General features: G+C 72.9%; 25 protein-coding genes. 14 read left to right on the plus strand and 11 right to left on the minus strand.

Annotation, left to right across the window (positions count from 1 at the left end):
• Positions 1-3 precede the first annotated feature (3 nt).
• Genes ASD10_RS05250 through ASD10_RS18685 form a run of 5 tightly spaced genes read right to left on the minus strand, consistent with a single transcriptional unit; the run spans position 4 to position 5213 of the window.
• Positions 4-1350 (minus strand): DUF885 domain-containing protein, encoded by a 1347-nt coding sequence (locus tag ASD10_RS05250; RefSeq protein WP_255355142.1) that lies wholly within the window; start codon positions 1348-1350, stop codon positions 4-6.
• Between the two features lie 18 nt (positions 1351-1368).
• Positions 1369-1656 carry a hypothetical protein gene (locus ASD10_RS19300; protein ID WP_235501755.1) on the minus strand — a complete coding sequence of 96 codons (288 nt, stop codon included), beginning with the start codon at positions 1654-1656 and terminating at the stop codon, positions 1369-1371.
• 31 nt (positions 1657-1687) lie between these two features.
• Positions 1688-2830 (minus strand): NADH-quinone oxidoreductase subunit D, encoded by a 1143-nt coding sequence (locus ASD10_RS05255; protein WP_056605691.1) that lies wholly within the window; start codon positions 2828-2830, stop codon positions 1688-1690.
• Positions 2827-4290, minus strand: coding sequence for a polysaccharide pyruvyl transferase family protein (locus tag ASD10_RS05260; RefSeq protein WP_056605694.1), 1464 nt, complete (start codon positions 4288-4290; stop codon positions 2827-2829). Before ASD10_RS05260 ends, ASD10_RS05255 begins: the two co-directional genes overlap by 4 nt.
• Positions 4287-5213 (minus strand): SAM-dependent methyltransferase, encoded by a 927-nt coding sequence (locus ASD10_RS18685; protein WP_235501756.1) that lies wholly within the window; start codon positions 5211-5213, stop codon positions 4287-4289. Before ASD10_RS18685 ends, ASD10_RS05260 begins: the two co-directional genes overlap by 4 nt.
• Before the next feature lie 57 nt (positions 5214-5270).
• Here ASD10_RS18685 and ASD10_RS19125 point away from each other — a divergent pair, with 57 nt between their 5' ends.
• The 6 genes from ASD10_RS19125 to lysS all read left to right on the plus strand — a co-directional run bounded on the left by ASD10_RS19125 (position 5271) and on the right by lysS (position 11369).
• On the plus strand, positions 5271-6734 hold the full coding sequence (locus ASD10_RS19125) for a glycosyltransferase family A protein (RefSeq protein WP_056605700.1): 1464 nt from the start codon (positions 5271-5273) through the stop codon (positions 6732-6734).
• Positions 6735-6866: 132 nt separating this feature from the next.
• A complete protein-coding gene (locus tag ASD10_RS18695) occupies positions 6867-7769 on the plus strand; it encodes a Rossmann-like and DUF2520 domain-containing protein (RefSeq protein WP_235501757.1) in 903 nt (300 codons plus the stop codon).
• A gap of 2 nt (positions 7770-7771) precedes the next feature.
• The gene (panC, locus tag ASD10_RS18700; protein ID WP_056605703.1) at positions 7772-8620 is read left to right on the plus strand and encodes a pantoate--beta-alanine ligase; all 849 of its coding nucleotides are present in this window, start codon (positions 7772-7774) and stop codon (positions 8618-8620) included.
• A gap of 8 nt (positions 8621-8628) precedes the next feature.
• Entirely contained in the window at positions 8629-9051 is a 423-nt protein-coding gene (panD, locus tag ASD10_RS05285) for an aspartate 1-decarboxylase (protein ID WP_197984115.1), read from the plus strand.
• Positions 9048-9827, plus strand: a complete 780-nt coding sequence (locus ASD10_RS05290) for a type III pantothenate kinase (protein WP_200938127.1) — start codon at positions 9048-9050, stop codon at positions 9825-9827. The genes panD and ASD10_RS05290 overlap by 4 nt, the downstream gene beginning before the upstream one ends.
• Before the next feature lie 84 nt (positions 9828-9911).
• Complete coding sequence (lysS, locus tag ASD10_RS05295; protein ID WP_157432630.1) at positions 9912-11369, plus strand: lysine--tRNA ligase; 1458 nt, start codon at positions 9912-9914, stop codon at positions 11367-11369.
• Positions 11370-11373: 4 nt separating this feature from the next.
• On the opposite strand, the gene ptsP is transcribed toward lysS, so the two are convergent.
• Positions 11374-13014 carry a phosphoenolpyruvate--protein phosphotransferase gene (ptsP, locus tag ASD10_RS05300; RefSeq protein ID WP_056605711.1) on the minus strand — a complete coding sequence of 547 codons (1641 nt, stop codon included), beginning with the start codon at positions 13012-13014 and terminating at the stop codon, positions 11374-11376.
• A 177-nt stretch (positions 13015-13191) separates the two neighbouring features.
• Here ptsP and ASD10_RS05305 point away from each other — a divergent pair, with 177 nt between their 5' ends.
• The 5 genes from ASD10_RS05305 (at position 13192) to ASD10_RS05325 (ending at position 19975) form a co-directional block, all read left to right on the plus strand.
• Entirely contained in the window at positions 13192-13959 is a 768-nt protein-coding gene (locus tag ASD10_RS05305) for a DeoR/GlpR family DNA-binding transcription regulator (protein ID WP_056605713.1), read from the plus strand.
• Positions 13956-14954, plus strand: a complete 999-nt coding sequence (locus ASD10_RS05310) for a 1-phosphofructokinase family hexose kinase (protein ID WP_056605716.1) — start codon at positions 13956-13958, stop codon at positions 14952-14954. The genes ASD10_RS05305 and ASD10_RS05310 overlap by 4 nt, the downstream gene beginning before the upstream one ends.
• Positions 14932-16998 (plus strand): fructose-specific PTS transporter subunit EIIC, encoded by a 2067-nt coding sequence (locus ASD10_RS05315; RefSeq protein WP_056609910.1) that lies wholly within the window; start codon positions 14932-14934, stop codon positions 16996-16998. Before ASD10_RS05310 ends, ASD10_RS05315 begins: the two co-directional genes overlap by 23 nt.
• A 49-nt stretch (positions 16999-17047) precedes the next feature.
• On the plus strand, positions 17048-17308 hold the full coding sequence (locus ASD10_RS05320; RefSeq protein ID WP_056605717.1) for an HPr family phosphocarrier protein: 261 nt from the start codon (positions 17048-17050) through the stop codon (positions 17306-17308).
• A 147-nt stretch (positions 17309-17455) separates the two neighbouring features.
• Positions 17456-19975: an ATP-dependent Clp protease ATP-binding subunit gene (locus ASD10_RS05325; RefSeq protein WP_056605720.1), complete on the plus strand. Its 2520-nt coding sequence runs from the start codon at positions 17456-17458 to the stop codon at positions 19973-19975.
• 57 nt (positions 19976-20032) lie between these two features.
• Here ASD10_RS05325 and ASD10_RS05330 read toward each other — a convergent pair whose 3' ends face one another.
• On the minus strand, positions 20033-20362 hold the full coding sequence (locus tag ASD10_RS05330; protein ID WP_056605724.1) for a multidrug efflux SMR transporter: 330 nt from the start codon (positions 20360-20362) through the stop codon (positions 20033-20035).
• A gap of 62 nt (positions 20363-20424) precedes the next feature.
• Between ASD10_RS05330 and ASD10_RS05335 the strand changes: the two genes are divergently transcribed.
• Complete coding sequence (locus ASD10_RS05335; RefSeq protein WP_056605725.1) at positions 20425-20964, plus strand: TetR/AcrR family transcriptional regulator; 540 nt, start codon at positions 20425-20427, stop codon at positions 20962-20964.
• Here ASD10_RS05335 and ASD10_RS05340 read toward each other — a convergent pair.
• Positions 20947-21852, minus strand: coding sequence for an A/G-specific adenine glycosylase (locus tag ASD10_RS05340; protein ID WP_056605727.1), 906 nt, complete (start codon positions 21850-21852; stop codon positions 20947-20949). The two genes, ASD10_RS05335 and ASD10_RS05340, sit on opposite strands and share 18 nt — an antisense overlap.
• Positions 21853-21898: 46 nt before the next feature.
• Here ASD10_RS05340 and ASD10_RS05345 point away from each other — a divergent pair, with 46 nt between their 5' ends.
• The gene (locus ASD10_RS05345) at positions 21899-22672 is read left to right on the plus strand and encodes a hypothetical protein (RefSeq protein ID WP_157432464.1); all 774 of its coding nucleotides are present in this window, start codon (positions 21899-21901) and stop codon (positions 22670-22672) included.
• Here ASD10_RS05345 and disA read toward each other — a convergent pair whose 3' ends face one another.
• Positions 22673-23773: a DNA integrity scanning diadenylate cyclase DisA gene (disA, locus tag ASD10_RS05350; RefSeq protein ID WP_056605732.1), complete on the minus strand. Its 1101-nt coding sequence runs from the start codon at positions 23771-23773 to the stop codon at positions 22673-22675.
• A gap of 42 nt (positions 23774-23815) precedes the next feature.
• Positions 23816-25207 (minus strand): DNA repair protein RadA, encoded by a 1392-nt coding sequence (gene radA, locus ASD10_RS05355; protein WP_056605733.1) that lies wholly within the window; start codon positions 25205-25207, stop codon positions 23816-23818.
• A gap of 82 nt (positions 25208-25289) precedes the next feature.
• Here radA and ASD10_RS05360 point away from each other — a divergent pair, with 82 nt between their 5' ends.
• Positions 25290-25946: a hypothetical protein gene (locus ASD10_RS05360; RefSeq protein WP_157432465.1), complete on the plus strand. Its 657-nt coding sequence runs from the start codon at positions 25290-25292 to the stop codon at positions 25944-25946.
• Positions 25947-25964: 18 nt separating this feature from the next.
• Here the strand turns inward: ASD10_RS05360 and ASD10_RS05365 are convergent, their stop codons facing one another.
• The gene (locus tag ASD10_RS05365) at positions 25965-26603 is read right to left on the minus strand and encodes a VOC family protein (protein ID WP_056605737.1); all 639 of its coding nucleotides are present in this window, start codon (positions 26601-26603) and stop codon (positions 25965-25967) included.
• Positions 26604-26618 lie beyond the last annotated feature (15 nt).

A 26618-nucleotide genomic window follows, 5' to 3' on the forward strand; every position in this document is an offset into this window, starting at 1 on the left:
GCGTCAGCCGAGGAGGGTCTCGCGGAGGGTGCCGAGGCCGATGCTGCCGACCGAGAGCGCCTGGCGGTGGAACTCCTTCAGGTCGGCGCGCTCGCCCTGCGCCGCGACCCAGTCGTCGCGCAGCTGCTCCCACATGCGCTGGCCGACCTTGTACGACGGCGCCTGCCCGGCCCAGCCGAGGTAGCGGTTGACCTCGAACCGCACGAACGAGTCGTTCATGTTCACGTGCTGCGCCATGAACCCGAAGGCGTCCTCGCCGGTCCACGTGCCGCTGCCGTCGGGCCTCGGCTTCTGCAGGTGCACCCCGATGTCGAGGACGACGCGGGCCGCGCGCATGCGCTGGCCGTCGAGCATGCCGAGGCGGTCGGCGGGGTCGTCGAGGTAGCCGAGATCGGCCATCAGGCGCTCGGCGTACAGGGCCCACCCCTCGCCGTGGCCCGAGTTCCAGTTGAGCCGGCGCCAGCCGTTGAGCTCGGCGCTGTTGTACGTCGCGAGCCCGCACTGGAGGTGGTGGCCCGGGACGCCCTCGTGGTAGACGGTCGTGAGCTCGCGCCACGTGTCGAACTCCGTGATGCCGGCCGGGACGCTCCACCACATGCGGCCGGCGCGCTCGAAGTCCTCGCTCGGCGGCGTGTAGTAGATGCCGCCCTCGTCGGTCGGGGCGATCATGCACTCGAGCCGTCGCATGGGCTCGGGGATGTCGAAGTGCGTGCGGCCGAGGTCGGCGACTGCCTGGTCGCTGGTGCGCTGCATCCACGCCTGCAGCGCCTCGGTGCCGTGCAGCTTGCGGGACGGGTCGGCGTCGAGATGCGCGATCGCCTCGGCGACGCCCGCTCCGGGAAGGACCTGGTCGGCGATGCGCTCCTGCTCGGCGACCATGCGCGCCAGCTCGTCGATGCCCCACTCGTACGTCTCGTCGAGGTCGATCTCGGCCCCCACGAACGCCCGTGACGCGAGCGCGTAGTGCTCGCGGCCGACGGCGTCGGCCTCGCGGGCGTGCGGGGCGAGGTCGCGCTCGAGGAACTCCGCGAGCCGCCCGTACGCCTCGGACGCGACGCGCGCTCCCTCGTCGAGATCGGCCTGCAGGCTCGGCGGGACGTCCGCGCGGGCCGCGAGGCTCGCGAAGAAGCTGTCGCCGCCCACCTGCTTGCGTGCCTGCGTGGCGACCTCGCGCACCTGGCGGACGGCGGGGACGTTGCCCGCGGCGATGCCGATGCGCAGCGAGTCGAGGTAGCCGGCCATCGCGCCCGGCAGGTGCTGCATGCGACGGGCGACGTGCTCCCAGCCGTCCGTCGTCGACGTGTCCATCAGGTCGAAGACGTCGCGCAGCTCCTGGCCGGGGGACGCGATGACGTTGAGGTCGCGCTGCTAGAAGCCCGCCTCGATCTGCTCGAGCTCGAGCCCGAGGGTGCGGACGAGCTCGGCCTGCGTCACGACGTCCGTCGGGTCGTCGGGTCGCGCGTCGCGCACCCGCGCCAGCATCGACCGGGCGGCGTCGGCGCGTGCGGCGACCCCGTCGGGGGAGTGGTCGGTGTAGTCGGACTCCCGGCCGGGACGCCCGAGGTGGACGTGCAGCTCGGGGGTGAGCTCGAGCATCGTCTCGAGCCACTGCTCGGCGAGGTCGTCGATGGGCGTCGGTTCGCGGTGGTCGGCCATGCCCCGACCCTACGACGCCGGCCCGGCGGGGCTACTTGTCGATGTCGCCGACGACGAAGAACATCGAGCCGAGGATCGCGACGAGGTCGGCCACGACGGTGCCCGACACGATCTCGGGCAGCACCGCGACGTTGTTGAACGAGGCCGTGCGCAGCTTCAGCCGCCACGGCGTCTTCTCGCCGCGCGAGACCAGGTAGTACCCGTTGAGCCCCAGCGGGTTCTCGGTCCAGACGTACGTCGACCCCTCGGGGGCCTTGAGGATCTTGGGCAGCCGGACGTTGACGGGCCCCGGCGCGAGCCCGGCCAGCCGCGTCAGGCAGGCGTCGGCGAGGTCGAGCGACACCTTCGTCTGCTCGAGCAGCACCGAGAACCGCGCGTGGCAGTCGCCCTCGGTCATGACGGGCACCCGCAGGACGTCCTGCAGCTCGCCGTACGCGAGGTACGGCTCGTCGCGGCGCAGGTCGAGGTCGAGGCCCGACGCCCGCGCGATGGGTCCCGAGACGCCGTAGGCCTGCACGAGCTCGGGCGACAGGACGCCGACGCCGACGGTGCGGGCACGGAAGATCTCGTTGCCGAGCACGAGGTCCTCGAGCTCGGCGAGCCGTGAGCGGACCGTCGCGATCGCGGCGGACGCCCGACCCGTCCACCCCGCGGGGATGTCCTCCTTGAGGCCGCCGACGCGGTTGAACATGTAGTGCATGCGCCCGCCGGAGACCTCCTCCATGACCTCCTGGATCGTCTCGCGCTCGCGGAACGCGTAGAAGACCGGCGTGATCGCGCCCAGCTCGAGCGGGTACGACCCGAGGAACATCAGGTGGTTGAGGACGCGGTTGAGCTCGGCCAGCAGCGTGCGCAGCCACGTCGCCCGCTCGGGCACCTCCATGCCGAGCATGTCCTCGACGGCCAGCACGACCCCGAGCTCGGAGGAGAAGGCGCTGAGCCAGTCGTGGCGGTTGGCCAGGACGACGATCTGCCGGTAGTCACGCACCTCGAACAGCTTCTCGACACCGCGGTGCATGTAGCCGACGATCGGCTCGCACGCCCGCACGCGCTCGCCGTCGAGCGTCAGGCGCAGCCGCAGGACGCCGTGGGTCGCGGGGTGCTGCGGCCCGATGTTGAGCACCATGTCGGTCGTCGCGAAGCCCGTGCCGACGCTGGCGGTGACCTCGGTCATGAGCGGCGCAGCAACCGCTTGAACCAGCTGCCGATGCGGCGGGCCGAGATGTAGGGCGATCCCCGCTCGATCATCTCGAGCCGCGCGTTGATGGTCTCGATCTCGCCGGCCTGCGCCCGGACCTTCTCGTGCAGCCTCTCGTGGCGGCTGCCCGCGCCGGTCCACGCGGGGTGGGCCCACGGCTGCTCGTACGCCTGCGGGTGACGGGTGATGTCGAGGACCATGCCGTCGCGCAGCCACTGCAGGCGCGACGCGATCTCGTGCCCGTCGGCCGCGATGATGGGGTGCACCGGCGGCGGGAACGACGCCGCGGCGAGGCGCTGGTCGAAGTCGCCCGTGCCGTTGCCCGGCGTGTGGACGTGCTCGAGCCCGTTGCGGTCGAGGAACGCCGTGAAGCGGTCGAACCCGCGGGGCAGCTCGGCGTTGAACTCGGACATGTCGGTCGCGGCGTAGAGCTCCTCGGCGCTGACGTCGGCCTCGAACGACGGCATCATCGTGTACGGCATGCGGTGGTACTCGGCGAGCTCGAGCGTGCGCGAGTCGTGCGCCAGCAGGTGCGCCGGGGTGCCGCCGAGCAGCGCGGCGACGTTGCCGTGGAAGCGGGTGCCGTACGCGAAGTGCTGCGTGGCCATGAAGTCGTACCAGGGCCAGGTGTCGAGGAACAGGCGGATGCGGTCCTGCTGGTAGAGCGGGTGCTCGAGGTGCACCGGCACGAGCGGGTCGTCGACGTGCGGGAACGGCACGCCCCACAGCAGCATCCGCAGGTCGTGGGCGTCCTGGCCGACGTAGGTCAGGTGGGGGTGGCGCTCGGCCTGCGTGGTCGCGAAGGCGCCGATGCCGGCGACCTCGGGCGTCAGGTTGAGCGCGAGGGGGCTGTCGGACGTCAGGGAGTCGACGCGCTTGTCGACCCTGAAGTCGCGCCCGTGCAGGAACAGCGACGGGCACCCGATGACGTCGATCGCGTCGTCGGGGAAGCCCAGGCTCAGCAGGTACGACTTCGTGAACTCGCCGCGCACCCCGATCGACGCCGACCGGTCGAGCACGAGGCCCACGAACTTCCTGACGGTGTCGTCGACGGGCGCGAGCGCCTCGATGCCGTGACCGTGCGGCGCCTGCGCCCCGATCCCCGTCACGGTGACGGGGATCCTGACGCCCTCGAGCAGCTCGGCGAGGCGGGCGAGGCGCGGCTCGAACTCGGTGCGGAACGCATTGGCCATCGGGATCACGAAGTGGTCGAACTCGTCGTTGATGCGGGCGGCGTCGCCGGGCCGGGGCGACACCCGCTCCGAGAGCGTCGAGTTGGACACGAGCTCGGCGCCGTCGACCGAGAGCGTCCGCCACATGGAGTGCTGGAAGAGGTAGTTGCCGCTGTTGCTGTTGAAGACGTCCTGGGTCAGGGTCGACTCGGCGACGACCGGGGTGAACGGGTCCTTGCCGGAACGGATCAGCAACCGGGTCATGCGGTCAGTGTTCCATGCCGGGTGTCGGTCACGATCCACCAGAAGTCGCCGAGGCCGCCCCGGGCCGTCAGCTCGGCGGCCTCGCCGGCCCGCGAGAGCGCGCGGACGTAGGCGGAGGGGTCCGAGCGCGCGAGGTCGATGGGCGGACGGGCGCCGTCGACGCCCAGCTCGGCCAGGGCGTCGCGCTGGCGCACGAGACGTCCGCCGACCGCCGCCGCGACGGCGTCGACCGCGACGTGGGCCGTGACGTCGCGGCTGCCGTCGGGACGGACGTCGACCTCGCGCCCGCCGAGGTACGACCGCAGCGTCCCGAACGGGGGACGGTCGCCGGCCAGGTGGCCGTAGTCGATCGCGACCGCGACACCGTCGACGCGGGCGACGACGTCGGCCCACGCGGCATCGCGCGGCGCGCCGTCCTCCGACCTCTCGCCGGCGGCCCCGGGCGTCCACCACCGGCGCGTCCAGCCGGGGTCGTGGACGTCGCCGAGAGCCTCCTCGCCGGTGGCCGGGTCGACAAGCACCTCGCGGTCGACGCCGTCGTCGTCGCGCTCGACGACGGTGCACGGCAGGTTGTCGAGCCACTCGTTGGCGACCACGAGACCCGTGACCCGCTCGGGCAGCGCGGACGTCCACGCGACGTCGGCCGGCAGCGCCGGCGGGCGGGGCGCGATCTCGACGCCGACGAGGGCGACGCCCGGCAGCAGCCCGTGCAGCGCCGTCAGCAGCTCGCCGCCCCCGGCGCCGAGGTCGACGACGGTCGCCGCGCCGGTCCGGCGGGCCAGCTCGGCCACCGCGACCGCGAACGTCCCGACGTGGGCGCTGGTGCGGAAGTGGTCGGCGGGCCTCGACGTGCGGAAGAAGCCGTCGTCGCCGTACAGCGCGGCGTCCCACGCCGTCCGCCACGGAACCAGGTGCGCCGCCACGGCGCCAATCTATGGCACGGGGACGCCCGGGTGAGACCCCCTCGTTATGCTCGGCGCGTGACGAACAGCGGTCGACGTGCGCGGGCAGCCGTCGGTGCCGTCCGGCGGCGGTGGCGCAACCGCGACAGCCCCCTGCTGAGCGTCGTGGTCCCGGTCTACAACGCGGCCGACCTGGTCGAGGAGTCGCTGCAGTCGGTGCTCGACCAGCAGTACCGCAACGTCGAGATCGTGGTGGTCGACGACGGCTCGACCGACGACAGCCTCGCCGTCGTGCAGGCGTTCGCCGCGCGCAACCCGCAGGTCACGGTGCTGAGCCAGCCCAACGGCGGCGTCGGGGTCGCGCGGCGCACCGGCACCGACGCCGCGACGGGCGAGTACCTGACCTTCGTCGACTCCGACGACACCGTCACCCGCAGCGGCATCCAGGTCGCGATGGACGGTCTGCGGCGCAGCGGCTCGGACGTCGCGGTGATGCCGTACCAGCGGCGCGAGGGCGACGTCGTGCGTCCGGCCGCCCCGTGGATCCGCGCGGTGCACGCCCGTCCCGCCGAGGGCGTCACGCTGGCCGAGCGCCCCGACGTGCTGGTCAGCGCGATCCCCGGCGGCAAGATCTTCCGCCGGGCGTTCTGGGACGAGCACGGCTTCGTCTACCCGACGGTGCTGCTGGCGGGCGACCAGCGCGTCGCGGCCGAGGCCTTCCTGCGGGCCCGCACGCTCGACATCACCTCCGTCCCGGCGTACACGTGGCGCCGCATGGAGACGTCGATCTCGCAGGGGCACGTGACGGCCGCCGCCGTCCACGCCCGTCACGACGCGATGGACGCGGTGCTCGAGATCCTGGCGCCCCTGCCCGTGGCCCGCGACGAGCGCATCCTGCAGTACCTGCGCCACAACGTCCCGAACTCGCTGCTGAAGCTCGAGCGGGCCGACGACGCCTACCTCGACGCCCTGGTCGAGCGCGTGCCGCAGATCGTCGCGGCGGCCCCGCCCGACCGCTACGCGACCGAGGTGCCGGCGCAGTACCGCGTGCTGCACGCCCTGCTGGCCGCGGGCGACCGGGCGGCCGTGTGGCGCTTCGTGCGGGCCGAGGGCATGCAGCCCGAGATGCACCCGTCGGGCCCGGAGCCCGCGGGCCTCACGGTGCACCTGCCCGGCTGGGGCGTCGACGACGTCCGGCCCGAGGTGTACGTCCTGACGGCCGAGCAGACCGCGGCGCGCGCCGTCGTCCGTTCGGCCCGGCGCGACGGGCCCGACCTCGTGCTCGACGTCGCCGCGTGGTTCCCGAACCTCGAGCTCGACGACCCGTCGCTGTCGGTCAAGACCGACGGCGACCTGGTCGACGTCGTGCCCGACGGCGAGCCGCACGTCGCGACGTCGCGGCAGGGGGCGCAGCGTCGATACGCGCGCTCGGGGTGGACCGTGACGCTGCGGGGGGTGGGCCGACGCGCACCGCGCACGCTGACCGTGACGCTGCAGGACGGCGACCGCACCGGCACCGTCACGGCGCCGATCCCGCGCTGACCCCCGGCGCCACGATGTGACCCAGCGCACTCGGCGGCCCCATGGCCTTCCGGGGGGCGAGCGATATGCTGGAGACGTCAATGAGTCTGGTACCCGTCAGGGACTGGAACGCGGAGACGAGAGAAGGCCACCATGATGCGTCCCTCCATGGGCGTCGTCGGAGCCGGCAAGGTCGGTTCCGTGCTCGCCGCGCGCCTGCGCGCCGCGGGCTACCCCGTCGTCGGCGTCAGCGGACGGTCCGAGGCCTCGCGGCTGCGGATCAGCACGCTGCTGCCGGGCGTCCCGGTGCTCGAGCCCGAGGCCGTGGCCGCCGCCGCCGACGTCCTCGTGCTGTCGGTGCCCGACGACAGCCTGATCGCGGTGGCCGAGGAGCTCGCCGCCTCCGGTGCCGTCCGCCCGGGGCAGGTGGTCCTGCACACCAGCGGACGCCACGGGCTCGACGCCCTCGCGGCGCTGACCCGTCTGGGCGCCCGGCCCATCGCCTTCCACCCCGCCATGACGTTCACCGGCACGGCCGTCGACCTCGAGCGGGGCCCCGTGTTCGGCCTGACCGCCGCGGACGCCGACCGTCCGCTCGCCGAGGAGCTCGTCGCGGCGCTGCACGGCGTCCCGATGTGGGTCGCCGAGTCCGACCGCGCGCTCTACCACGCGGCCCTGGCCCACGGCGCCAACCACCTCGTCACCCTCGTCGCGCAGTCGATGGACCTGCTGCGGACGGCCGGCGCGGCCGATCCCGCCGCGGTGCTGCGCCCCCTGCTGACCGCGGCGCTCGACAACGTCCTGGCCTACGGCGACGCCGCGCTGACGGGGCCCGTCGTGCGCGGCGACGTCACGACGATCCGCGCCCACGTCGACGCCCTGGCGGCGTCCGACGTCGACGACGCGACGGTCGACGCGTACCTCGAGCTCGCCCGCGCCACGGCCCGCCGCGCCGAGGCCGACCACCGGCTCGACGCCGCCACGGCGGGCACGATCCGCCAGGTGCTCGACGAGGCCGACTGGGACACCATGGCGCACATCGCCGCCGGGTTCTGACCGTGACCTCACCCGTCGTCGCCCGCACCCGGGCCGAGCTCGCCGACTCCCGCGGAGGCTCCGCCTCGGTCGCCTTCGTGCCCACGATGGGGGCGCTGCACGACGGCCACGTGCGGCTGCTCGAGCACGCCCGGCCCCTGGGCGAGACGCTGGTCGCGTCGATCTTCGTCAACCCGACGCAGTTCGCGCCGGGCGAGGACTTCGACGCCTACCCCCGCACGTTCGAGGCCGACCTCGAGCGGTGCGCCGCCGCGGGCGTCGACGTCGTGTTCGCCCCGACCGTGGCCACGATGTACCCGTCCGGGCTCGTCGACACCGTCACGGTCGACCCCGGGCCGCTGGGCTCGGTGCTCGAGGGGGCCTCGCGGCCCACGCACTTCCGCGGCGTCCTGACCGTCGTGTCGAAGCTGTTCGGCCTGGTGCGCCCCGACGTCGCGGTGTTCGGCGAGAAGGACTACCAGCAGCTGACGCTCGTGCGGCAGATGGCGCGCGAGCTCGCGCTCGGCGTCGACGTCGTGGGCTGCCCGACGGTGCGCGAGCCGGACGGGCTCGCGATGAGCTCGCGCAACCGCTACCTCGGCGACGACGAGCGGCGCACCGCGGCCTCGATCTCGGCGGCCCTGCGCGCAGGGGTCGAGGCAGCCCCGCGCGGCCCCGACGCGGTGCTCGCGGCGGCCCACGCCGTGCTCGACGACGTCTCGGCCGACCTCGACCTCGACTACCTCGTCCTGACCGATCCCGAGCTCGGACCGGCCGTGGCCGGCTCCGACGCCCGCCTGCTCGTGGCCGCCCGCGTGGGCCGGCCACGTCTGCTCGACAACACCGCCCTGACGCTCGGAGGCCCCTCGTGATCCGCACCATGATGAAGTCCAAGATCCACCGCGCGACCGTGACGCAGGCCGACCTGCACTACGTCGGCTCCGTGACAGTCGACCTCGACCTGCTCGAGGCGGCCGACCTGCTGCCGGGCGAGCTCGTGCACATCGTCGACATCGACAACGGCAACCGGCTCGAGACCTACACGATCGCGGGGGAGCGCGGCTCGGGCGTCATCGGCATCAACGGCGCCGCGGCCCACCTCGTCCACCCCGGCGACCTCGTGATCCTGATCGCGTACGCGCAGATGCCCGACGCCGAGGCCCGGACGTTCGAGCCCCACGTCGTGTTCGTCGACCGCGACAACCGCGTCGTCGGCACCGGCGCCGACCCGGCCGAGGCGCTGCCGGGCTCGGGCCTGACGCGCGGCGACGTCGTCGACAACCCGCTCGTCGCCTCGCGATGATCCTGCTCTGCCTCGACGTCAGCAACAGCCACACGACGATCGGGGCGTTCGACGGCGACGAGCTGGTCGAGCACTGGCAGGTGTCGTCCGACGAGCGTCGCACGGCCGACGAGTGGCAGGTGCTCGTGACGGGCCTGACGGCGCGGGCCGGCATCGACGGCATCGACGCGGTCGCGATGTGCTGCACCGTCCCGACGATCCTGGTCGAGCTGCGGGCCCTGCAGGAGCGCTACTACGCCGACCTGCCGACCGCCGTCGTCGGACCGGGGGTCAGGACCGGCATCCCGATCCACACCGACAACCCGCGCGAGGTCGGCGCCGACCGCATCGTCAACGCGCTCGCCGCCGCCGAGCTCTACGGCGGCCCCGCGATCGTCGTCGACCTCAACGGGACGGCGACGATCTTCGACGTCGTCGACTCCGACGACCGCTACATCGGCGGTGCGATCGCCCCCGGCGTCGAGCTGTCGCTGGAGGCCCTGTCGCGGCGGGGCGCCCAGCTGCGCAGCGTCGAGCTCGCGGTGCCGCGCGACGTCATCGGCAAGAACACCGTCGAGGCCCTGCAGTCGGGCATCGTGTTCGGCTTCGCGGGGCTCGTGGACGGTCTGGTGTCGCGCATCATCGACTCGCTCGACGTCGACCCGGAGCACGTCACGGTGATCGCGACGGGCTCGTTCCCGGAGTCGGTCGTCGAGCACTGCGAGACCATCACGACCCGCGACCCGCACCTGACGCTGACGGGCCTGCGGCTGATCCACGAGAAGAACCACGGCTGACGCACCCGCGTCGATCCCACCGCACTAGGCTTGCTCCTCGTGAGCGAACTGACCCAGAGCCCCGAGGACGAGCTGCCCGAGCAGATGCGGGTGCGCCTCGAGAAGCGCGAGCAGGTCATCGCGCGCGGCGAGGAGCCGTACCCCGTCGTCGTCGGACGCACCCACACGCTGCGCGAGGTCGTCGAGGCGTACGACGCCGAGGCGCTGGGGCCCGACACGCTGACCGGTGACACCGTCACGGTCGCCGGACGCGTCATCTTCGTCCGCGGCACCGGCAAGCTCGTGTTCGTCGCGCTGCGCGAGGGCGACGGCACGCCGCTGCAGGCCATGATCTCGCTCGGCGGCGTCGGCGAGGAGAGCCTCGCGGCGTTCAAGGCCACCGTCGACATCGGTGACCACCTGGCCGTCACGGGCGAGGTCATCACCAGCAAGCGCGGCGAGCTGTCGGTCATGGCGACGTCGTGGCTGCTCGCGGCCAAGACCGTCCGCCCCCTGCCCAACGAGCACGCCCCGCTGTCGGACGAGGCACGCAGCCGCATGCGGTACGTCGACCTGATCGTGCGGCCCGAGGCGCGCGACAACGTCCGGGTCAAGGCCAAGGTCATGCAGTCGCTGCGCTCGACGCTCGACCGCCTCGGCTACGTCGAGGTCGAGACGCCCGTGCTGCAGCACACCAACGGTGGTGCCGCGGCGCGTCCGTTCCGCACGCACGTCAACGCCTTCGACGAGCCGGCGCTGCTGCGCATCGCGCTCGAGCTGCACCTCAAGCGCGCGCTGGTCGGCGGCATCGACAAGGTCTACGAGATGGCCAAGACGTTCCGCAACGAGGGCGTCGACAACACCCACAACGTCGAGTTCCTGATGCTCGAGGCCTACGAGGCCTACGGCTCGTACGACACGATGGCGGTGCTGACCCGCGAGCTCGTCCTCGACGCCGCCCGGTCGGTCGGCAAGACCGTCGTGCCGGGCCGCGACGGGTCCGAGATCGACCTCGAGGCCGAGTGGCGTCACGCGACCGTGCACGACCTCGTCAGCGAGGCCGTCGGCCGCACCGTCGACACCTCGACGTCCGTCGACGAGCTGGTGGCGCTCGCCGCGACCCACGACGTCGCCCTGCGCGACGGCTGGGACGCCGGCGAGATCGTGCTCGAGCTGTACGAGAAGCTCGTCGAGCACACGCTGATCCAGCCGACGTTCGTGCGCGACTACCCCGAGTCGGTGCGCCCCCTGGCCAAGAAGCACCGGACGACGCCCGGGCTGGTCGAGGCGTGGGACCTCATCATCAACGGCGTCGAGCTGGCCCCGGCGTACTCCGAGCTCAACGACCCCGTGATCCAGCGCGAGCGGCTCGAGGAGCAGGCCCGTCAGGCCGCGGCCGGCAACCCCGAGGCCAACGACGTCGACGAGGACTTCCTGCGCGCGCTCGAGTTCGGCATGCCCCCCGCGGGCGGCCTCGGCTTCGGCGTCGACCGCCTCGTGATGCTGCTGCAGGGCATCGGCATCCGCGACGCGATCCTCTTCCCGACGACGCGGGCCGAGTAGCGGCTCAGGCGAGGGCGGCGCGGACGCGGGCGCGTCCGTCGGCGGGGTCGTCCGCCGCGAGGGCTGCCTCGGCGGCCGCGCGGCACTGCTCGAGCGTGACGGTCGCGAGCATCGCGCCGACGCTGCGCACGGCGCTGGCCGCGCACGACAGCGACGTGACGCCGAGCCCCACCAGGACGCAGGCCAGCAGCGGGTCGGCCGCGGCCTCGCCGCACACGCCGACGGGCTTGCCGGCGCGCTCGCCGGCGCCCGCGACGGACGCCACGAGCGTCAGCAGGGCGGGCTGCCACGGATCGGTCAGGTGGCTCAGCGACGCCGCCATGCGATCGGCCGCGAACGTGTACTGGCTGAGGTCGTTGGTGCCGATCGACACGAAGTCGACGTGCTGCAGCAGGCGGTCGGCCAGGAGCGCCGCCGACGGCGTCTCGATCATGACGCCGGCCGTGAGCCCGCGCTCGCGGATGCGTGCCGCGACGTCGACCGCCTCGGAGACCACCGAGACCATCGGCGCCATGACCCACACGTCGGCCGACGACTGCGCGGCGGCCGCGGCGATCGCGTCGAGCTGGTGGTCGAGCAGCTCGGGGCGCTCGGTGGCGATGCGCAGCCCGCGCACGCCGAGGGCAGGGTTCGGCTCGGTGCCCATGTCGGCGAAGGCGAGCGGCTTGTCCGACCCCGCGTCGAGGGTGCGCACGACGACCTTGTGGTCGCCGGCGGCGTCGAGCACGGCCCGGTAGATCTCGGCCTGCTCGTCGACGGTCGGCTCGGACGAGCGGTCCAGGAAGCTCAGCTCGGTGCGGTACAGGCCGAAGCCCTCGACCGGCTCGGCGGCGGCGCGGACGGCACCCGCCGCGTCCTGCACGTTGGCCATGACCTGCACGGCGTGGCCGTCGAGCGTCGCGCCCGGGCCCGTCCAGGCGGCGCTCGCGGCCCGGCGCTCGGCGTCGGCGGCGGCTCGTGCGGCGGCGTCGGCCGCGTCGGGGTCGAGCACGACCTCGCCGGTCGTCCCGTCGACCAGTGCGGTGGTGGACGATCCGTCGAGCGGCAGGTCGCGGACGCCCACGACGCACGGGATGCCGAGCTGGCGCGCGATGATCGCGGTGTGGCTCGTTGCGCCCCCCAGGCGGATCGCGATCGCGGTGATGCGCGCGGGGTCGAGGCCCGCGGTGTCGGCGGGGGCGAGGTCGTCGGCGAACAGCACCGACGGGACGTCGGGGCTCGGGACACCGGGTTCGGGCAGGCCGAGCACCTCGGCGACGACCCGGTCGCGGACGTCGTACAGGTCGGTGACCCGCTCGGCCATCAGGCCGCCCGCGGACTCGAACATCGTGGCCAGCTGGGCGACGGCGGCGGTCATGGCGGTCGCGGGGCCCGACGTGTCGGCGTGCCGGCCGACGAAGGTCGCCAGGCCGCGGTCGCGCGCCATCGCCGCGGTGGCCTGCAGCACCTCGGCGGCGGCGCCGGACGCGTGCCCGGCCCGCGCGGTGAGGCGGTCGGCGACCGTCGCGCAGGCGGTCGTGACGGCGGCGACGGTGGTGTCGCGGTCGACGTGCGGCTCGTCGGCGGGGGCCTCGACGCGCTCGGCGGTCACGACGACGGGACCGGTGCCGACGCCCGGGACGACGGGTGTTCCGCTGCTGCTCATGCATCTCTCCTACGGATCGGGTTCCTGCGTCGTGCCACCTGTGAGCGGGGCTACGCGAACGTGAGGAAATGTGTCCGAACCCCTTGACTTCGAGGGACGTTACCGCGTAGAACAACAGATATCAACAAAAAACCACACAAATCCACACACATGATGACGACGAGACGAGGAGGGCGCGTGTACGCCGCAGAACGACGAGCAGCGCTGGCCCAGCGCCTCGAGCAGCACGGACGAGTCAGCGTCCTCGACGCGGCCGGCGACTTCGGCGTGTCCGGCGAGACCGTCCGGCGCGACCTCGCGGCCCTCGAGCGCCGCGGCATCGCGCGCCGCGTCCACGGTGGCGCCGTCGCGCGGACGTCGGTGCAGGCCGTCGAGCTCGACCTGCGCGAGCGCGAGGCCCGGCAGTCGCCGCAGAAGCAGCGCATCGCGTCGGCCGCCCTCGCGTTCCTGCCGCCCGTCGACGGCAGCATGATCGTCGACGCCGGCACCTCGACCGCCGCGCTGATCGACGTCCTGCCCGACGAGCACTCGCTCACCGCCGTGACGCACGGCATCGCCGCCGCGGCGCAGATGTCGCGCCTCGAGCAGGTCGACCTGCACGTCATCGGCGGGCACGTGCGCGGCGCGACGGGTGCCGCGATCGGCGCCGGCACCGTCGCGGCCTACGAGACGGTCGGGGTCGACGTCGCCTTCGTCGGTGCCAACGGGCTGTCGGTCGAGCGCGGCCTGACGACCGTCGACTTCGGCGAGGCCGCGGTCAAGCGCGCGATCGTCTCGCGTGCCGCCCGCACCGTCGTGCTGGCCGACTCCAGCAAGCTCGACACCGACTACCTCGTCACGTTCGCCGCCCTGACGTCGGTCGACGTGCTGGTCACCGACACCGATGCCCCCGCCGAGTGCGTCGCCCGCCTGCGCGACACAGGGATGGAGGTCGTGCTCGCATGATCGTCACCGTCACCGCCAACCCCGCGATCGACCGTCTGCTGACGCTGGACGAGCCGCTCGTCCGCGGCGTCGTCGGCCGCACCGGCGCCCCGGTCGACCAGCCCGGGGGCAAGGGCGTCAACGTCGCCCGCGTCGTCGCGGCCGCCGGCCACGAGGTCGCCGCGATCTTCCCCGCCCCGGCCCACGACTCGTTCGTGACGGCCGTCGAGGCCACGGGCCTGGCGCACGTCGCGGTGCCGACGCGCAGCCGCGTGCGGGTCAACCTGACCCTCGCGGAGGCCGACGGCACCACCACCAAGCTCAACGCCCCGGGCGCCGAGCTGTCGGCCGACGAGCTCGACCGCCTGACGCGATCGATCGTCGAGTCGTCCGCCGGCGTCGCGTGGGTCGTGCTGTCGGGCTCTCTGCCGCCCGGCGTGCCCGACGACTGGTACGCCGTCCTGACCCGCACGCTGCGGGCCGGGGGAGCGCGGGTCGCGGTCGACGCGTCCGGCGCCCCGCTGCTCGCGACGCTCGGCGCGGCCTCCGGCGCCCCCGACCTGGTCAAGCCCAACGCCCACGAGGTCGTCGAGCTGGTCGGCGGCGACGCCGACGCGATCGAGGCCGACCCCGCGCTGGCCGCCGAGACCGCGCAGCGCGTCCGCCGCGAGTTCGGGCCCGCCGCGGTGCTGCTGACGCTGGGCGCCTCCGGCGCCGTGCTGGCCACCGCGGACGGCTCGTGGTTCGCGGCGTCGCCCCCGATCGTCCCCGTCAGCACCGTCGGCGCGGGCGACTCCTCGCTCGCCGGCTACCTGCTGGCCGAGGTCGCCGGGCACGACGCGCCCGGCTGCCTGTCGACCGCCGTGCGCCACGGCAGCGCGGCAGCAGCCCTCGCCGGCTCGACGCCACCCGGTCCGTCCGACGTCGCGGCGCTCGCCGCGGTCTCCGTCACGCACGTGCAGCACCCGTCACACCACAACCAGAAGGATGGTCATGTCATCACTCATCACGGCTGATCTCGTCAGCCTCGACACCGCCCTGGGTGAGGATGCGGAGACCGTCATCACCGCCCTCGCCCAGAAGGTCGCCGACGCCGGTCGCGCGACCGACGCCTCGCAGCTCGTCGCCGACGCCCTCGCCCGCGAGGCCCAGTCGGCCACGGGCCTGCCCGGCGGCATCGCGATCCCGCACTGCCGCTCCGAGGCCGTCACGGAGCCGACGCTGGCCTTCGCGCGTCTCGTGCCCGGCGCCGACTTCGGTGCGACCGACGCGCCTGCCGACCTGGTCTTCCTCATCGCCGCGCCCGCCGGCGGCGGCCAGGAGCACCTGAAGCTGCTCTCGTCGCTGGCCCGCGCCCTCGTGCGTCCCGACTTCACGGCGGCGCTGCGCTCGGCCCCCGACGCCGACGCGATCGTCGCGCTGGTCGAGGACGTCGTCTCGCCGGCCCCGGTCGCCGATTCGGCGCCCGCCGCCGCCCCGGCTCCTGCCGCTCCCGCTGCCGCCGCGCCCGCCGTCACCCGCATCGTCGCCGTGACGGCGTGCCCCACGGGCATCGCGCACACCTACATGGCCGCCGACTCGCTGACGCAGGAGGCCGCGCAGACCGACGGCGTCGAGCTGCAGGTCGAGACGCAGGGCTCATCGGGCGCCAAGCCCCTGTCGCCCGAGACGATCGCCGCGGCCGACGCCGTGATCTTCGCGACCGACGTCGGCGTCAAGGACCAGGCCCGCTTCGCGGGCAAGCCGGTCGTCGTGAGCGGCGTCAAGCGCGCCATCAACGAGCCGACCGCGATGATCGCCGAGGCCGTCGCGGCGTCGACCGACCCCCGCGCCCGCCGCGTCGAGGGCGGCGTCGCCGCGTCCGCCGACGAGCGCGCCTCCGACACCGGCGGATGGGGCCTGCGCCTGCGCCAGTGGCTGCTGACGGGCGTCAGCTACATGATCCCGTTCGTCGCCGCGGGCGGTCTGCTGATCGCCCTGGGCTTCCTCCTCGCGGGCTACGACGTCGCCGGCGACCCCGCCTCGAAGATCCTGTCCGAGAACACGCTGAGCAACCTGCCCGCGGCCGGCGACCACGCCCTGTTCGGCAGCTCGCTCATGACGTACATCGGCGCCCTGCTGTTCCTGCTCGGCTCGTGGGCGTTCGGCTTCCTCGTCCCGGCGCTCGCGGGCTACATCGCCTACGCGATCGCCGACCGCCCGGGCATCGCGCCCGGCTTCGTGATGGGCTTCCTGGCCAACCAGATCGGCGCGGGCTTCCTCGGCGGCATCGTCGGCGGCATCATCGCCGGACTCATCGCGCACCAGATCGCGAAGCGTCCGGCCCCGCGCTGGCTGTCGGGACTCATGCCCGTCGTCATCATCCCGCTCGTGACGACGATCATCGCCGGCATGCTGATGCTGCTGGTGCTCGGTCGCCCGATCGCCGACATCACCGACGGCCTGACCGACTGGCTCAACGGCCTGTCGGGCGGCTCGATCGTCGTGCTGGGACTCCTGCTCGGCGCCATGATGGCCTTCGACATGGGTGGCCCCGTCAACAAGGCCGCGTACGTCTTCGCCACGACCGGCCTGACGGCCGAGGCGATCGCCGCCGGTGGCACCGAGGTCAAGATCATGGCCGCCGTGATGGTCGGCGGCATGGTGCCGCCGCTCGCGATGGCGCTGTCGACGGCCCTGCGCCCCGGGCTCTACACGTCCTCGGAGCGCGAGAACGGCAAGGCGGCCTGGCTGCTCGGCGCCGCCTTCATCACCGAGGGCGCGATCCCGTTCGCCGCCGCCGACCCGCTGCGCGTCATCCCGTCGATGATGCTCGGCTCGGGCGTGGCCGGTGCGATCTCGGCCGGTGCGGGCGTGACCCTCGCGGCACCCCACGGCGGCATCTTCGTGTTCTTCGCGGTCGACCAGGTGCTGTGGTTCCTGGTGGCGATCGCGGTCGGCACCGTCATCAGCGCCCTGTCCGTCACGGCGCTCAAGCAGCTCGGCGGACGCGGCGGGTCCGCTGCCGACGCCGACGTCGCCGCGGCCGACGAGACCGCACCCGTCCCCGCGCGCGTCTGACCGTCCGCGCCACCCTCACCCACCACCCACCCGCACCAGAGGAGCACCCATGCCCAGCAAGACCGTGACCGTCGGCTCGTCCGTCGGACTGCACGCCCGTCCCGCCGGAACCATCGCGGCGGCCGCCGCCGACATCGACGTGCCCGTGACGCTGGCCCTGGTCGGCGGCGACGCCGTCGACGCCGGCTCGGCCCTGATGATCATGACGCTGGGGGCCGGCCACGGCACCGAGGTCGTCGTCGAGTCCGACGACGCCGCCGCCGTCGAGACCATCGCCGCCCTCGTCGAGGCCGACCTCGACGCCGAGTGACCCGCGGCGGTTGAAGAGGCCGGTTACGCCGACGGCGAACGGGGGAACGTCCGGGACGGCATGACGGTTGGGTTAAGCAATGGGCATCCGGCGCGCGGATTTCCAGAGCCGACTAAACTGGTCGGATACTCCACCCCAGGGGGAAGAATGTTCGAAAGATTCACCGACCGTGCTCGTCGCGTGGTCGTGCTCGCCCAAGAAGAGGCGCGCATGCTCAGCCACAACTACATCGGCACGGAGCACATTCTCCTCGGCCTGATCCACGAGGGCGAGGGCGTCGCCGCGAAGGCGCTCGAGAGCCTCGACATCTCGCTGGAGGCCGTCCGCGGCCAGGTCGAGGACATCATCGGCCAGGGCCAGCAGGCCCCGAGCGGGCACATCCCGTTCACGCCGCGTGCCAAGAAGGTCCTCGAGCTCAGCCTCCGCGAGGCCCTGCAGCTCGGCCACAGCTACATCGGCACCGAGCACATCCTGCTCGGCCTGATCCGCGAGGGCGAGGGCGTCGCCGCACAGGTGCTCGTCAAGCTCGGCGCCGATCTGAACCGCGTCCGCCAGCAGGTCATCCAGCTGGTCAGCGGCTTCCAGGGCAAGGAGGCCGAGGCCGCCGGTGCGCCCAGCGAGAGCCAGCCCAGCTCGTCGGCCGTCCTCGACCAGTTCGGTCGCAACCTGACGCAGGCCGCCCGCGAGGGCAAGCTCGACCCGGTCATCGGCCGGGCCGACGAGGCCGAGCGCGTCATGCAGACGCTGTCGCGACGCACCAAGAACAACCCGGTGCTCGTCGGTGAGCCCGGCGTCGGCAAGACCGCCGTCGTCGAGAGCCTCGCGCAGGACATCGTCCGCGGCGACGTGCCCGAGACGCTCAAGGACAAGCAGATCTACACGCTCGACCTCGGTGCGCTCGTGGCCGGCTCGCGCTACCGCGGCGACTTCGAGGAGCGCCTCAAGAAGGTGCTCAAGGAGATCCGCACCCGCGGCGACATCATCTTGTTCATCGACGAGATCCACACCCTCGTCGGTGCGGGTGCCGCCGAGGGCGCGATCGACGCCGCGAGCATCCTCAAGCCGATGCTGGCGCGCGGCGAGCTGCAGACCGTCGGTGCGACGACGCTCGACGAGTACCGCAAGCACTTCGAGAAGGACGCGGCCCTCAACCGTCGCTTCCAGCCGATCGTCGTCGAGGAGCCCTCGGTCAGCGACACCGTCGAGATCCTCAAGGGCCTGCGTGACCGCTACGAGGCGCACCACCGCGTCTCCATCACCGACGAGGCCCTCGTGGCCGCGGCGACGATGGGCGACCGCTACGTCTCCGACCGGTTCCTGCCCGACAAGGCGATCGACCTGATCGACGAGGCCGGCGCCCGTCTGCGCATCCGCCGCATGGCGACGCCGCCCGAGCTCAAGGAGTTCGACGACCAGATCGCCGACGTCCGCCGCCGCAAGGAGGGGGCCATCGACGCGCAGGACTTCGAGGCCGCCGCCTCGCTGCGCGACGAGGAGAAGAAACTCATCACGGCCAAGGTCGACCGCGAGAAGGCCTGGAAGTCCGGCGACCTCGACACCGTCGCGGTCGTCGACGAGCAGCTCATCGCCGAGGTGCTCGCCAAGGCGACCGGCATCCCCGTCGGTCAGCTCAGCGAGGCCGAGTCGAGCCGTCTGCTCAACATGGAGGCCGAGCTGCACGAGCGGGTCATCGGCCAGGACGAGGCCATCAAGGCCCTGTCGCGGGCCATCCGCCGCACGCGCGCGGGTCTGAAGGACCCCAAGCGTCCGGGTGGATCGTTCATCTTCGCCGGGCCCTCGGGCGTCGGCAAGACGTGGCTGTCCAAGGCGCTGGCGAACTTCCTGTTCGGCGACGAGGACTCCCTGATCCAGCTCGACATGTCGGAGTACAGCGAGAAGCACACCGTCTCGCGCCTCTTCGGCTCGCCTCCCGGCTACGTCGGCTACGAGGAGGGTGGTCAGCTCACCGAGAAGGTGCGCCGCAAGCCGTTCTCCGTCGTGCTGTTCGACGAGATCGAGAAGGCACACCCCGACATCTTCAACTCGCTGCTGCAGGTGCTCGAGGAGGGTCACCTGACCGACGGTCAGGGACGCGTCGTCAACTTCAAGAACGCCGTCGTCATCATGACCACCAACCTCGGTGCGCGAGAGATCTCCAAGGGCGTCAACCTGGGCTTCAGCCAGGCCGGCGACACCGCGGGGTCGTACAACAAGATGAAGGAGCGCGTCTCGATCGAGCTCAAGCAGCACTTCCGGCCCGAGTTCCTCAACCGTGTCGACGAGATCATCGTCTTCCCGCCGTTGACGCAGGACGAGATCCTGCAGATGGTCGACATGATGATCGCGTCCCTCGAGAAGCGTCTTGCCGAGAAGGACATGAACATCGAGCTCACGATGGAGGCCAAGGACCTGCTGTCGAAGCGTGGCTTCGACCCGGTGCTGGGTGCCCGTCCGCTGCGCCGCACGGTGCAGCGCGAGATCGAGGACGTCATGGCCGAGAAGCTGCTCTACGGCGAGCTGCACCCCGGTCAGATCGTCCTGGTCGGTGTCGAGGGCGAGGGTGCCGAGGCGGTGTTCACGTTCGAGGGCCGCGGCAAGGCCGAGCTCGAGCTCGAGATGCCCGACGTGCCCCCGGCTGTCGAGGCCGGCGCCCCCAGCGGCGACTAGTCACCGCACGTCGAGCCCCCGTCGCCACCTGGCGGCGGGGGCTTCGTCGTGCCCGGGTCAGGCGTGCGAGCCCTGCAGGTTGATCAGCACGACGCCGGCGATGATCAGCGAGATCGCGACGACCTTGAGCACCGTGACCGGCTCGTCGAGGAACACGACGCCGACCACCGCGATGGCCGCGGTGCCGGCCCCCGCCCAGATCGCGTAGGTGACCGAGACCGGGATCTGCCGGACGACGAGGGTCAGCAGCCAGATCGACAGCGCGTAGCCCGCGACGACGGCGGCGGTCCAGCGGGGGTCGGTGAACCCCTCGGCCCGAGGCAGGGCGGCGGTGGCCAGCACCTCGGAGGTGATGGCGACGGCCAGGAGGGCGGCGGCGACGAGCATGGGACGTCCTGTCAGGTGTGTAGCGAGCGCTACAAGACTGTAGCAGGTGCTACGTTGAGGGCATGGGCAAGCGGGACGAGCTCGCGCAGGCGGCCACCGACCACGCGCTCGAGCACGGGCTGATCGGGCTCAGCCTGCGTCCGCTCGCCGCCGCGATCGGCACGAGCGACCGCATGCTGATCTACCACTTCGGATCGAAGGACGAGCTCGTCGACGCCGTGCTCGACGTCTCGAACGACCGGTCGATCGCGGTGATCAGGTCGTTGCCGCCGGCGGCGTCCGTGGCCCGGGCCGTCACCGGGCTGTGGGACGTGTTCACGTCCGGTCCGCTGCTGCGGTGCCAGCGCATGTACGTCGAGGCCGCCGCGCTCGGGCTGTTCGGACGAGAGCCGTACGCGACCTCGGTGCGCCGGTCCAACACAGTGTGGCTCGACGCCATCGCCGACCACCTGCGGGCCTCCGGTGCGGCCGACGGGGAGGCCCCTCGCCTGGCGGCCCTGGTCGACGCGACGTTCAACGGACTGATGCTCGACGGCCCCCTCGACGACGCCGACGTCGCGCGCGCCGTCGTGCACGACCTCGCGTCAGCGGTGGCCGGGTAGCGCGAACCCGTCGTCGTCGCCGACCGGCTCGATCAATCCGTCGGCGACGAGCCCGTCGAGGCACCGGTCACGCTGTGCCGCCTCGGGCCACGCGGCGTCGAGGGCCGCTGTGGGCACGGGACCGGTCGCGTCGCGCAGCACGGCCAGGAGCCGTCCGCGGCACTGTCGGTCGGTGCCCTCCCACGACTGGCCCCGCCGGGCCGGGCCCTCGTGCGCCGGATGCCCGAGCGCGCGCCAGCGGCACGCGTCGGCCACGGGGCAGACCCCGCACTGCGGCGACCGCGCGGTGCAGACCAGCGCGCCCAGCTCCATCGTCGCGGCCGCCCACACGTGGGCGTCGTCGGCCGGGAGGAGGGACGTGGCGAGCCGCCGTTCCGCGGCGGTGACGGCGGGCGCCGGGAACTCGACGCCCTCGACGACGCGCGCGAAGACCCGCCGGATGTTGGTGTCCATCACGACGGCCCGGCCTCCGAAGGCGAACGAGGTGATCGCGGCCGCGGTGTAGTCGCCGACGCCCGGCAGCGCCAGCAGCTCGTCGCGGGACGTCGGCACGCCGCCGCCGTGCCGTTGCGTGATCGCGGTCGCGGCGGCGTGCAGACGCAGGGCCCGTCGCGGGTAGCCCAGGCGGCCCCAGGCGCGCACCGCCTCGCCGGCCGGCTCGGCGGCGAGATCGGCGGGCGTCGGCCAGCGTCGCACCCAGGTCTCGTAGACGGGCAGCACCCGGGCGACGGGCGTCTGCTGCAGCATGAACTCCGAGACCATCACGGCCCACGGAGACACCCCGCGACGCCACGGCAGGTCGCGGGCGGCCGTGGCGAACCACGCCGTGATGCGGTCGTGCAGGAGCGCAGGGTCGACGGACCGGGGCAGGGGCGTGGGCGACGTCATGGCGCGTCGATCTTCGCACGCGCGCGTCGCCGCCTATCGTGGCACCGTGAGTCAGCGCCGGTTGCCAGCAGAGATCTACTGGCGACGGCGCCTGCTGCTCGTCGCGGTCGTCATCGCGATCGTGTGGGGCGTCCTGCAGCTCACCGGCGGGGACGACGACGGCGAGCCCGCGACGGCGTCGGGCACCCCGACGGCGCGCGCGTCGGCGACGACCACCGTGCCCACGACCCCGGCCGCGCCGGTGCAGACGGTCGACGGGCTCGTCGACGTCGCGGTGGTCTCGGCCGCGACGCCGTGCGACCCCGAGAAGGTGCGCATCACGCCCAGCGTCCGGCCCGGGCAGCTCACCAAGGGACCCGTCGACATCGGCCTGGTCGTCAGCTCGACCCAGGGGACGGCCTGCACGCTCCAGCCCGACGACGCCGAGGCGATCGCCGTGATCAGCGCCAACGGCACCCCCGTGTGGGACTCGACGGTGTGCAAGACGTCGCTGCTCAGCGCCCCGGTGCAGCTGTCGCCGCAGTGGTCGACGCTGTCGACGGTGCAGTGGACGGGCCGGGGATCGGGCTCGAACTGCACCAGCAACCAGGGCTGGGCCGCACCGGGCACCTACACGCTGCAGATCGGCACCCTCGGCGGCGAGCCGGGCGAGACGAAGTTCTCCCTCGACGCGCGTCCGGCCCCGGCCAGGACGACGGCGCCGCCCGCCGCCCCCGCGACCCCCGACCCGGCCGCGCCGACGACGCCCGCGCCGGACGCCGCGACGTCCGGGACGCCCGAGCAGCCCTCGGACGAGCCCCCGGTCACACCCGCCGACTAGCTACACGTAGCGCTCGAGGATGCTCGACTCGGCGAGCCGCGAGAGGCCCTCGCGGACCCCGCGGGCGCGCAGGTCGCCGACGCCGCCGACGTTCTGCAGGTCCTCGATGCTGGCCGCGAGGAGCTTCTGCAACGAGCCGAAGTGCTCGATGAGACCCTCGACGACCGGGATCGGCAGACGGGGGATGCGGGCGAGCAGGCGGTAGCCGCGCGGCGCCAGGGGACCGTCGAGCGTCTCCTCGGTGCCGATGCGCAGCGCGCGGGCCACGCCGCCGAGGTCGACCAGGTCGGTCGACTCGATCGCCGCGAGCTCGGCCAGGACGGCTTCGAGCGGGCGGGCGCGACGCCCCGTGGGCATGTAGTCGCGGATGATGAGCTCGCGCTCGGCGTCGACCCCGCCGATGAGCTCCTCGAGCTGCAGCGCCAGCAGACGTCCGTCGGTGCCGAGCTCGAGCACGTACGTGTCGATCTCGCCGGCGATGCGGCTGACCATCTCGAGACGCTGGGCGACCGCCGAGACGTCGCGCACCGTCACGAGGTCCTCGATCTCGAGGGCCGACAGCGCGTCGCTGACCTCGTCGAGGCGGTTGCGGTACCGCTCGAGCGTCTGCAGGGCCTGGTTGGCGCGGCCCAGGACGGCGCCGGTGTCCTCCAGCACGTGCCGCAGGTCGTCGAGGTACAGCGCGATGATGTGCATCGAGGCCGACACCGAGATGACGGGGACGTTGGTCTGGCGGGCGACGCGATCGGCGGTGCGGTGCCGGGTGCCGGTCTCCTGGGTCGGGATCGACGGATCGGGCATCAGGTGCACGCCGGCCATCACGATGCGGCTGGCGTCCTTGTCGAGCACGATCGCGCCGTCCATCTTGGCGAGCTCGCGCAGCCCCGTCGCGGTGAAGGGGACGTCGAGCCGGAAGCCGCCGGTCGAGATCGCCTCGACGCTCTTGTCGTGGCCGATCACGATGAGAGCTCCCGTGCGCCCGCGCAGGATGCGCTCGAGCCCCTCGCGCAGCGAGGTGCCCGGGGCGACCGACGACAGCGTCGCGCGCATGCGGGTGGATGCGTCGAGCGTCGCCGCGTGGCGCTCGGCGGCAGTAGCCATGACACGTCCTCCTCGATCGGCCCGGACGGGCCCGGATCGCGGTCAGTCTACGGGGCGCGGGGCCCTGGGTGACTCATCGAGACAGAGCATCGCCTCGCCGATCGTGTGGACGGCCTGGATCGACAGCTGGCCGGAGTACGCGTCGAGCCCCTCGGAGCCGGCCGGCACGACGGCGCGACGGAAGCCGATGCGCTCGGCTTCACGCAGCCGGGCGGACAGGTTGCTGACCTTGCGCACCTCGCCCGCGAGCCCGACCTCGCCGATCGCGATGAGGTCGTTGGGGGCGGCGAGGCCCGACACGGCCGACAGGGTCGCGACCGCGACGGCGAGGTCGACCGAGGGCTCGACCAGGCGGGCACCGCCCACCGAGGCGGTGTAGACGTCGAGCTGGCCGAGGTTGAGCCCGCAGTGCTTGGTCAGCACCGCCAGGATCATCGCGACCCGCGAGGAGTCGAGACCGCTGGACGTGCGGCGCGGCGACGGCGTGGACGAGGCGACGCTGAGCGCCTGCACCTCGGCGAGCAGCGGCCGACGACCCTCCATCGTGACGGTGACGCACGTGCCGGCGACGGGCTTCTCGTGGCGCGACACGAACAGTCCGGTGGGATCGGGCACCTCGACGATGCCGTCGTCGACCAGGTCGAAGCAACCGATCTCGTCGACGGGGCCGAACCGGTTCTTGACGGCGCGCAGCAGGCGCAGGCGCGAGCTGCGGTCGCCCTCGAACTGCAGCACGACGTCGACCAGGTGCTCGAGCACGCGGGGCCCGGCCACCGAGCCGTCCTTGGTGACGTGGCCGACCAGCAGCGTCGCGATGTCGTCGCGCTTGGCGCGCTGGATGACCGCCGACGCGACCTCGCGCACCTGGGTCACCCCGCCGGGCACGCCGTCGACGTCGGCCGAGCCGATCGTCTGCACGGAGTCGACGATCAGCAGCGACGGCGCGACGGTCTCGACGTGCGTCAGGACGCCGCCCAGGTCGGTCTCGGCCGCGAGGTAGAGGTTGTCGTCGACGGCGCCGGTGCGCTCGGCCCGCAGCCGCACCTGAGCGGCCGACTCCTCGCCCGAGACGTAGAGCGTGCGTCGCCCGGCGCGCGCCCACCGCGCCGCGACCTCGAGCAGGAGCGTCGACTTGCCGACACCGGGCTCGCCCGCCAGCAGCAGCACCCCGCCGGGCACGACGCCGCCGCCCAGCACGCGGTCGAGCTCGCCGATGCCGGAGCCGACCGACCGGGCCGACTCGACCTGCACCTGGCTGATCGGCACGGCCGGCGTCGTGACGGGTGCCGCCTGCGTGCGCCCGGTGCGCGCCGGCGCCGCGACGTCGACCGTGCCCCACGCCTGGCACTCGCCGCAGCGGCCGACCCACTTGCTGGTCGTCCACCCGCACTCGGCACAGACGTAGGCGGGGCGGACGGTCTTGGTGCTGGCCATGCCGTCAGCCTAGGCGGGGGGTCGGACATCGCCCGGTCGTCCGGTGGCGGCGACGAGGGGGTCCGCCCCCTAAACTCCTCCTATGTCGTCTGTCGCCATGGCCACGCGGTATCCCGCGCCGCCCGTCCTGAGGTCCGCCGACATCGCGGCGAAGACGGGGCTCGTGCTGCTCCTGGGGCTCGCGATCCTCGTGCCGGGCTTCGGCAACATGGACGGCAAGGGGCTCGTGCCGCGCGTCATCGGCTACCCCGTCGCGGCGTTCGCGATCCCGTTCATCTGGTTCACGTGGTGGCGCCAGCGGGCCTCGTTCCCGTGGGTCGCCGACTTCCTGGTGACGTTCGCGTGCTTCGCCGACATCTTCGGCAACGTCCTCAACCTGTACGACTCGGTCGACTCGTTCGACAACTGGGTGCACTTCGTCAACACGGGGCTCCTGACCGCCGCGGTGATCCTGCTGACGATGCACCGCTCGTCGAGCCTCGGGGCCGTCGTCGAGCGTGCCCTGGCCTTCGGCGTCAGCGCCGCGCTGGTGTGGGAGATCGCCGAGTACTTCGCCTTCCTGCGCTGGTCGCCCGAGCGCCTCGGCGCCTACGCCGACACGCTCAGCGACATGTCGCTCGGCGCACTGGGCTCGGTGCTCGCCGCCGTGTGGGTGCACTCGCTGTGGCGCCGGGGGCACCTCACCGAGGTCGCTCCGCAGCTCGAGCTGGCGCACCAGCAGCGGGTCGGCCTCTCGTAGCCCGACCCCCGGCGTGCGTCAGATGCGGACGTCGCCGGTCGGCGTGCGGAACGTGGCCGCCATGATGCCGGGCAGCCCGTGCGGGGCGGTCCAGTTGACGTCGATCGTCTCGAGGGCGTCGACCGCGGGCTCGCCGAGCCAGTCGGACAGCCGCTGCGGCGATCCGGCGATGTCGAGCGCGACGAGCTCGATCTCGGACTCGGCCATCTGCGACGGGTGCTCGGACGGGTCGATGTCCCACGCCGTGACGTAGGGCAGCTGCGGGTCGGCCCGCATGCTGCTGGTGCCGATCTGGCGCCACTGCAGGTTGAAGCCGTCGGGACGGCGGCGGTTGCCGGGCACCGCGTGGCGTCCGATGCGCCGCTCGACCTCGGTCATGTCGTCGACCGACACGCACCACGCCATCCAGCCGCCACCGGCGTTGGAGCGCTCGCGGACGACCTTGCCGAAGGCGGCCTTGTCGGACGCGGGGTGGTCGAGCACCTCGACGACCTCGAGGTACTGCTGGTTCCTCAGCGGCAGGATCATGTTGCGCGTGCCGAAGCGGGGGTGCGCACCACCGTCGAGGAACGTGGCACCGAGGAGCCGGCCGAGCTCGGCGGTCGTGCCGGCGAGGCCGTCGGGGCCGGCTGCGAACGAGACGTGGTCGAGGTGCATACGGCATTCTGACCC

The sequence above is a fragment of the Aeromicrobium sp. Root472D3 genome, from assembly GCF_001426485.1.
Classification (GTDB): Bacteria; Actinomycetota; Actinomycetes; order Propionibacteriales; family Nocardioidaceae; genus Aeromicrobium.

What these genes read in the sequence shown, in the direction of transcription:
- ASD10_RS19300 (WP_235501755.1), bottom strand. Translation starts at nt 1,656, where the DNA reads ATGGCCGACCACCGCGAACCGACGCCCATCGACGACCTCGCCGAGCAG.
- ASD10_RS05255 (WP_056605691.1), bottom strand. Translation starts at nt 2,830, where the DNA reads ATGACCGAGGTCACCGCCAGCGTCGGCACGGGCTTCGCGACGACCGAC.
- ASD10_RS05260 (WP_056605694.1), bottom strand. Translation starts at nt 4,290, where the DNA reads ATGACCCGGTTGCTGATCCGTTCCGGCAAGGACCCGTTCACCCCGGTC.
- ASD10_RS18695 (WP_235501757.1), top strand. Translation starts at nt 6,867, where the DNA reads ATGATGCGTCCCTCCATGGGCGTCGTCGGAGCCGGCAAGGTCGGTTCC.
- panD (WP_197984115.1), top strand. Translation starts at nt 8,629, where the DNA reads ATGATGAAGTCCAAGATCCACCGCGCGACCGTGACGCAGGCCGACCTG.
- ASD10_RS05290 (WP_200938127.1), top strand. Translation starts at nt 9,048, where the DNA reads ATGATCCTGCTCTGCCTCGACGTCAGCAACAGCCACACGACGATCGGG.
- lysS (WP_157432630.1), top strand. Translation starts at nt 9,912, where the DNA reads ATGCGGGTGCGCCTCGAGAAGCGCGAGCAGGTCATCGCGCGCGGCGAG.
- ptsP (WP_056605711.1), bottom strand. Translation starts at nt 13,014, where the DNA reads ATGAGCAGCAGCGGAACACCCGTCGTCCCGGGCGTCGGCACCGGTCCC.
- ASD10_RS05310 (WP_056605716.1), top strand. Translation starts at nt 13,956, where the DNA reads ATGATCGTCACCGTCACCGCCAACCCCGCGATCGACCGTCTGCTGACG.
- ASD10_RS05315 (WP_056609910.1), top strand. Translation starts at nt 14,932, where the DNA reads ATGTCATCACTCATCACGGCTGATCTCGTCAGCCTCGACACCGCCCTG.
- ASD10_RS05320 (WP_056605717.1), top strand. Translation starts at nt 17,048, where the DNA reads ATGCCCAGCAAGACCGTGACCGTCGGCTCGTCCGTCGGACTGCACGCC.
- ASD10_RS05325 (WP_056605720.1), top strand. Translation starts at nt 17,456, where the DNA reads ATGTTCGAAAGATTCACCGACCGTGCTCGTCGCGTGGTCGTGCTCGCC.
- ASD10_RS05330 (WP_056605724.1), bottom strand. Translation starts at nt 20,362, where the DNA reads ATGCTCGTCGCCGCCGCCCTCCTGGCCGTCGCCATCACCTCCGAGGTG.
- ASD10_RS05335 (WP_056605725.1), top strand. Translation starts at nt 20,425, where the DNA reads ATGGGCAAGCGGGACGAGCTCGCGCAGGCGGCCACCGACCACGCGCTC.
- ASD10_RS05340 (WP_056605727.1), bottom strand. Translation starts at nt 21,852, where the DNA reads ATGACGTCGCCCACGCCCCTGCCCCGGTCCGTCGACCCTGCGCTCCTG.
- disA (WP_056605732.1), bottom strand. Translation starts at nt 23,773, where the DNA reads ATGGCTACTGCCGCCGAGCGCCACGCGGCGACGCTCGACGCATCCACC.
- radA (WP_056605733.1), bottom strand. Translation starts at nt 25,207, where the DNA reads ATGGCCAGCACCAAGACCGTCCGCCCCGCCTACGTCTGTGCCGAGTGC.
- ASD10_RS05360 (WP_157432465.1), top strand. Translation starts at nt 25,290, where the DNA reads ATGTCGTCTGTCGCCATGGCCACGCGGTATCCCGCGCCGCCCGTCCTG.
- ASD10_RS05365 (WP_056605737.1), bottom strand. Translation starts at nt 26,603, where the DNA reads ATGCACCTCGACCACGTCTCGTTCGCAGCCGGCCCCGACGGCCTCGCC.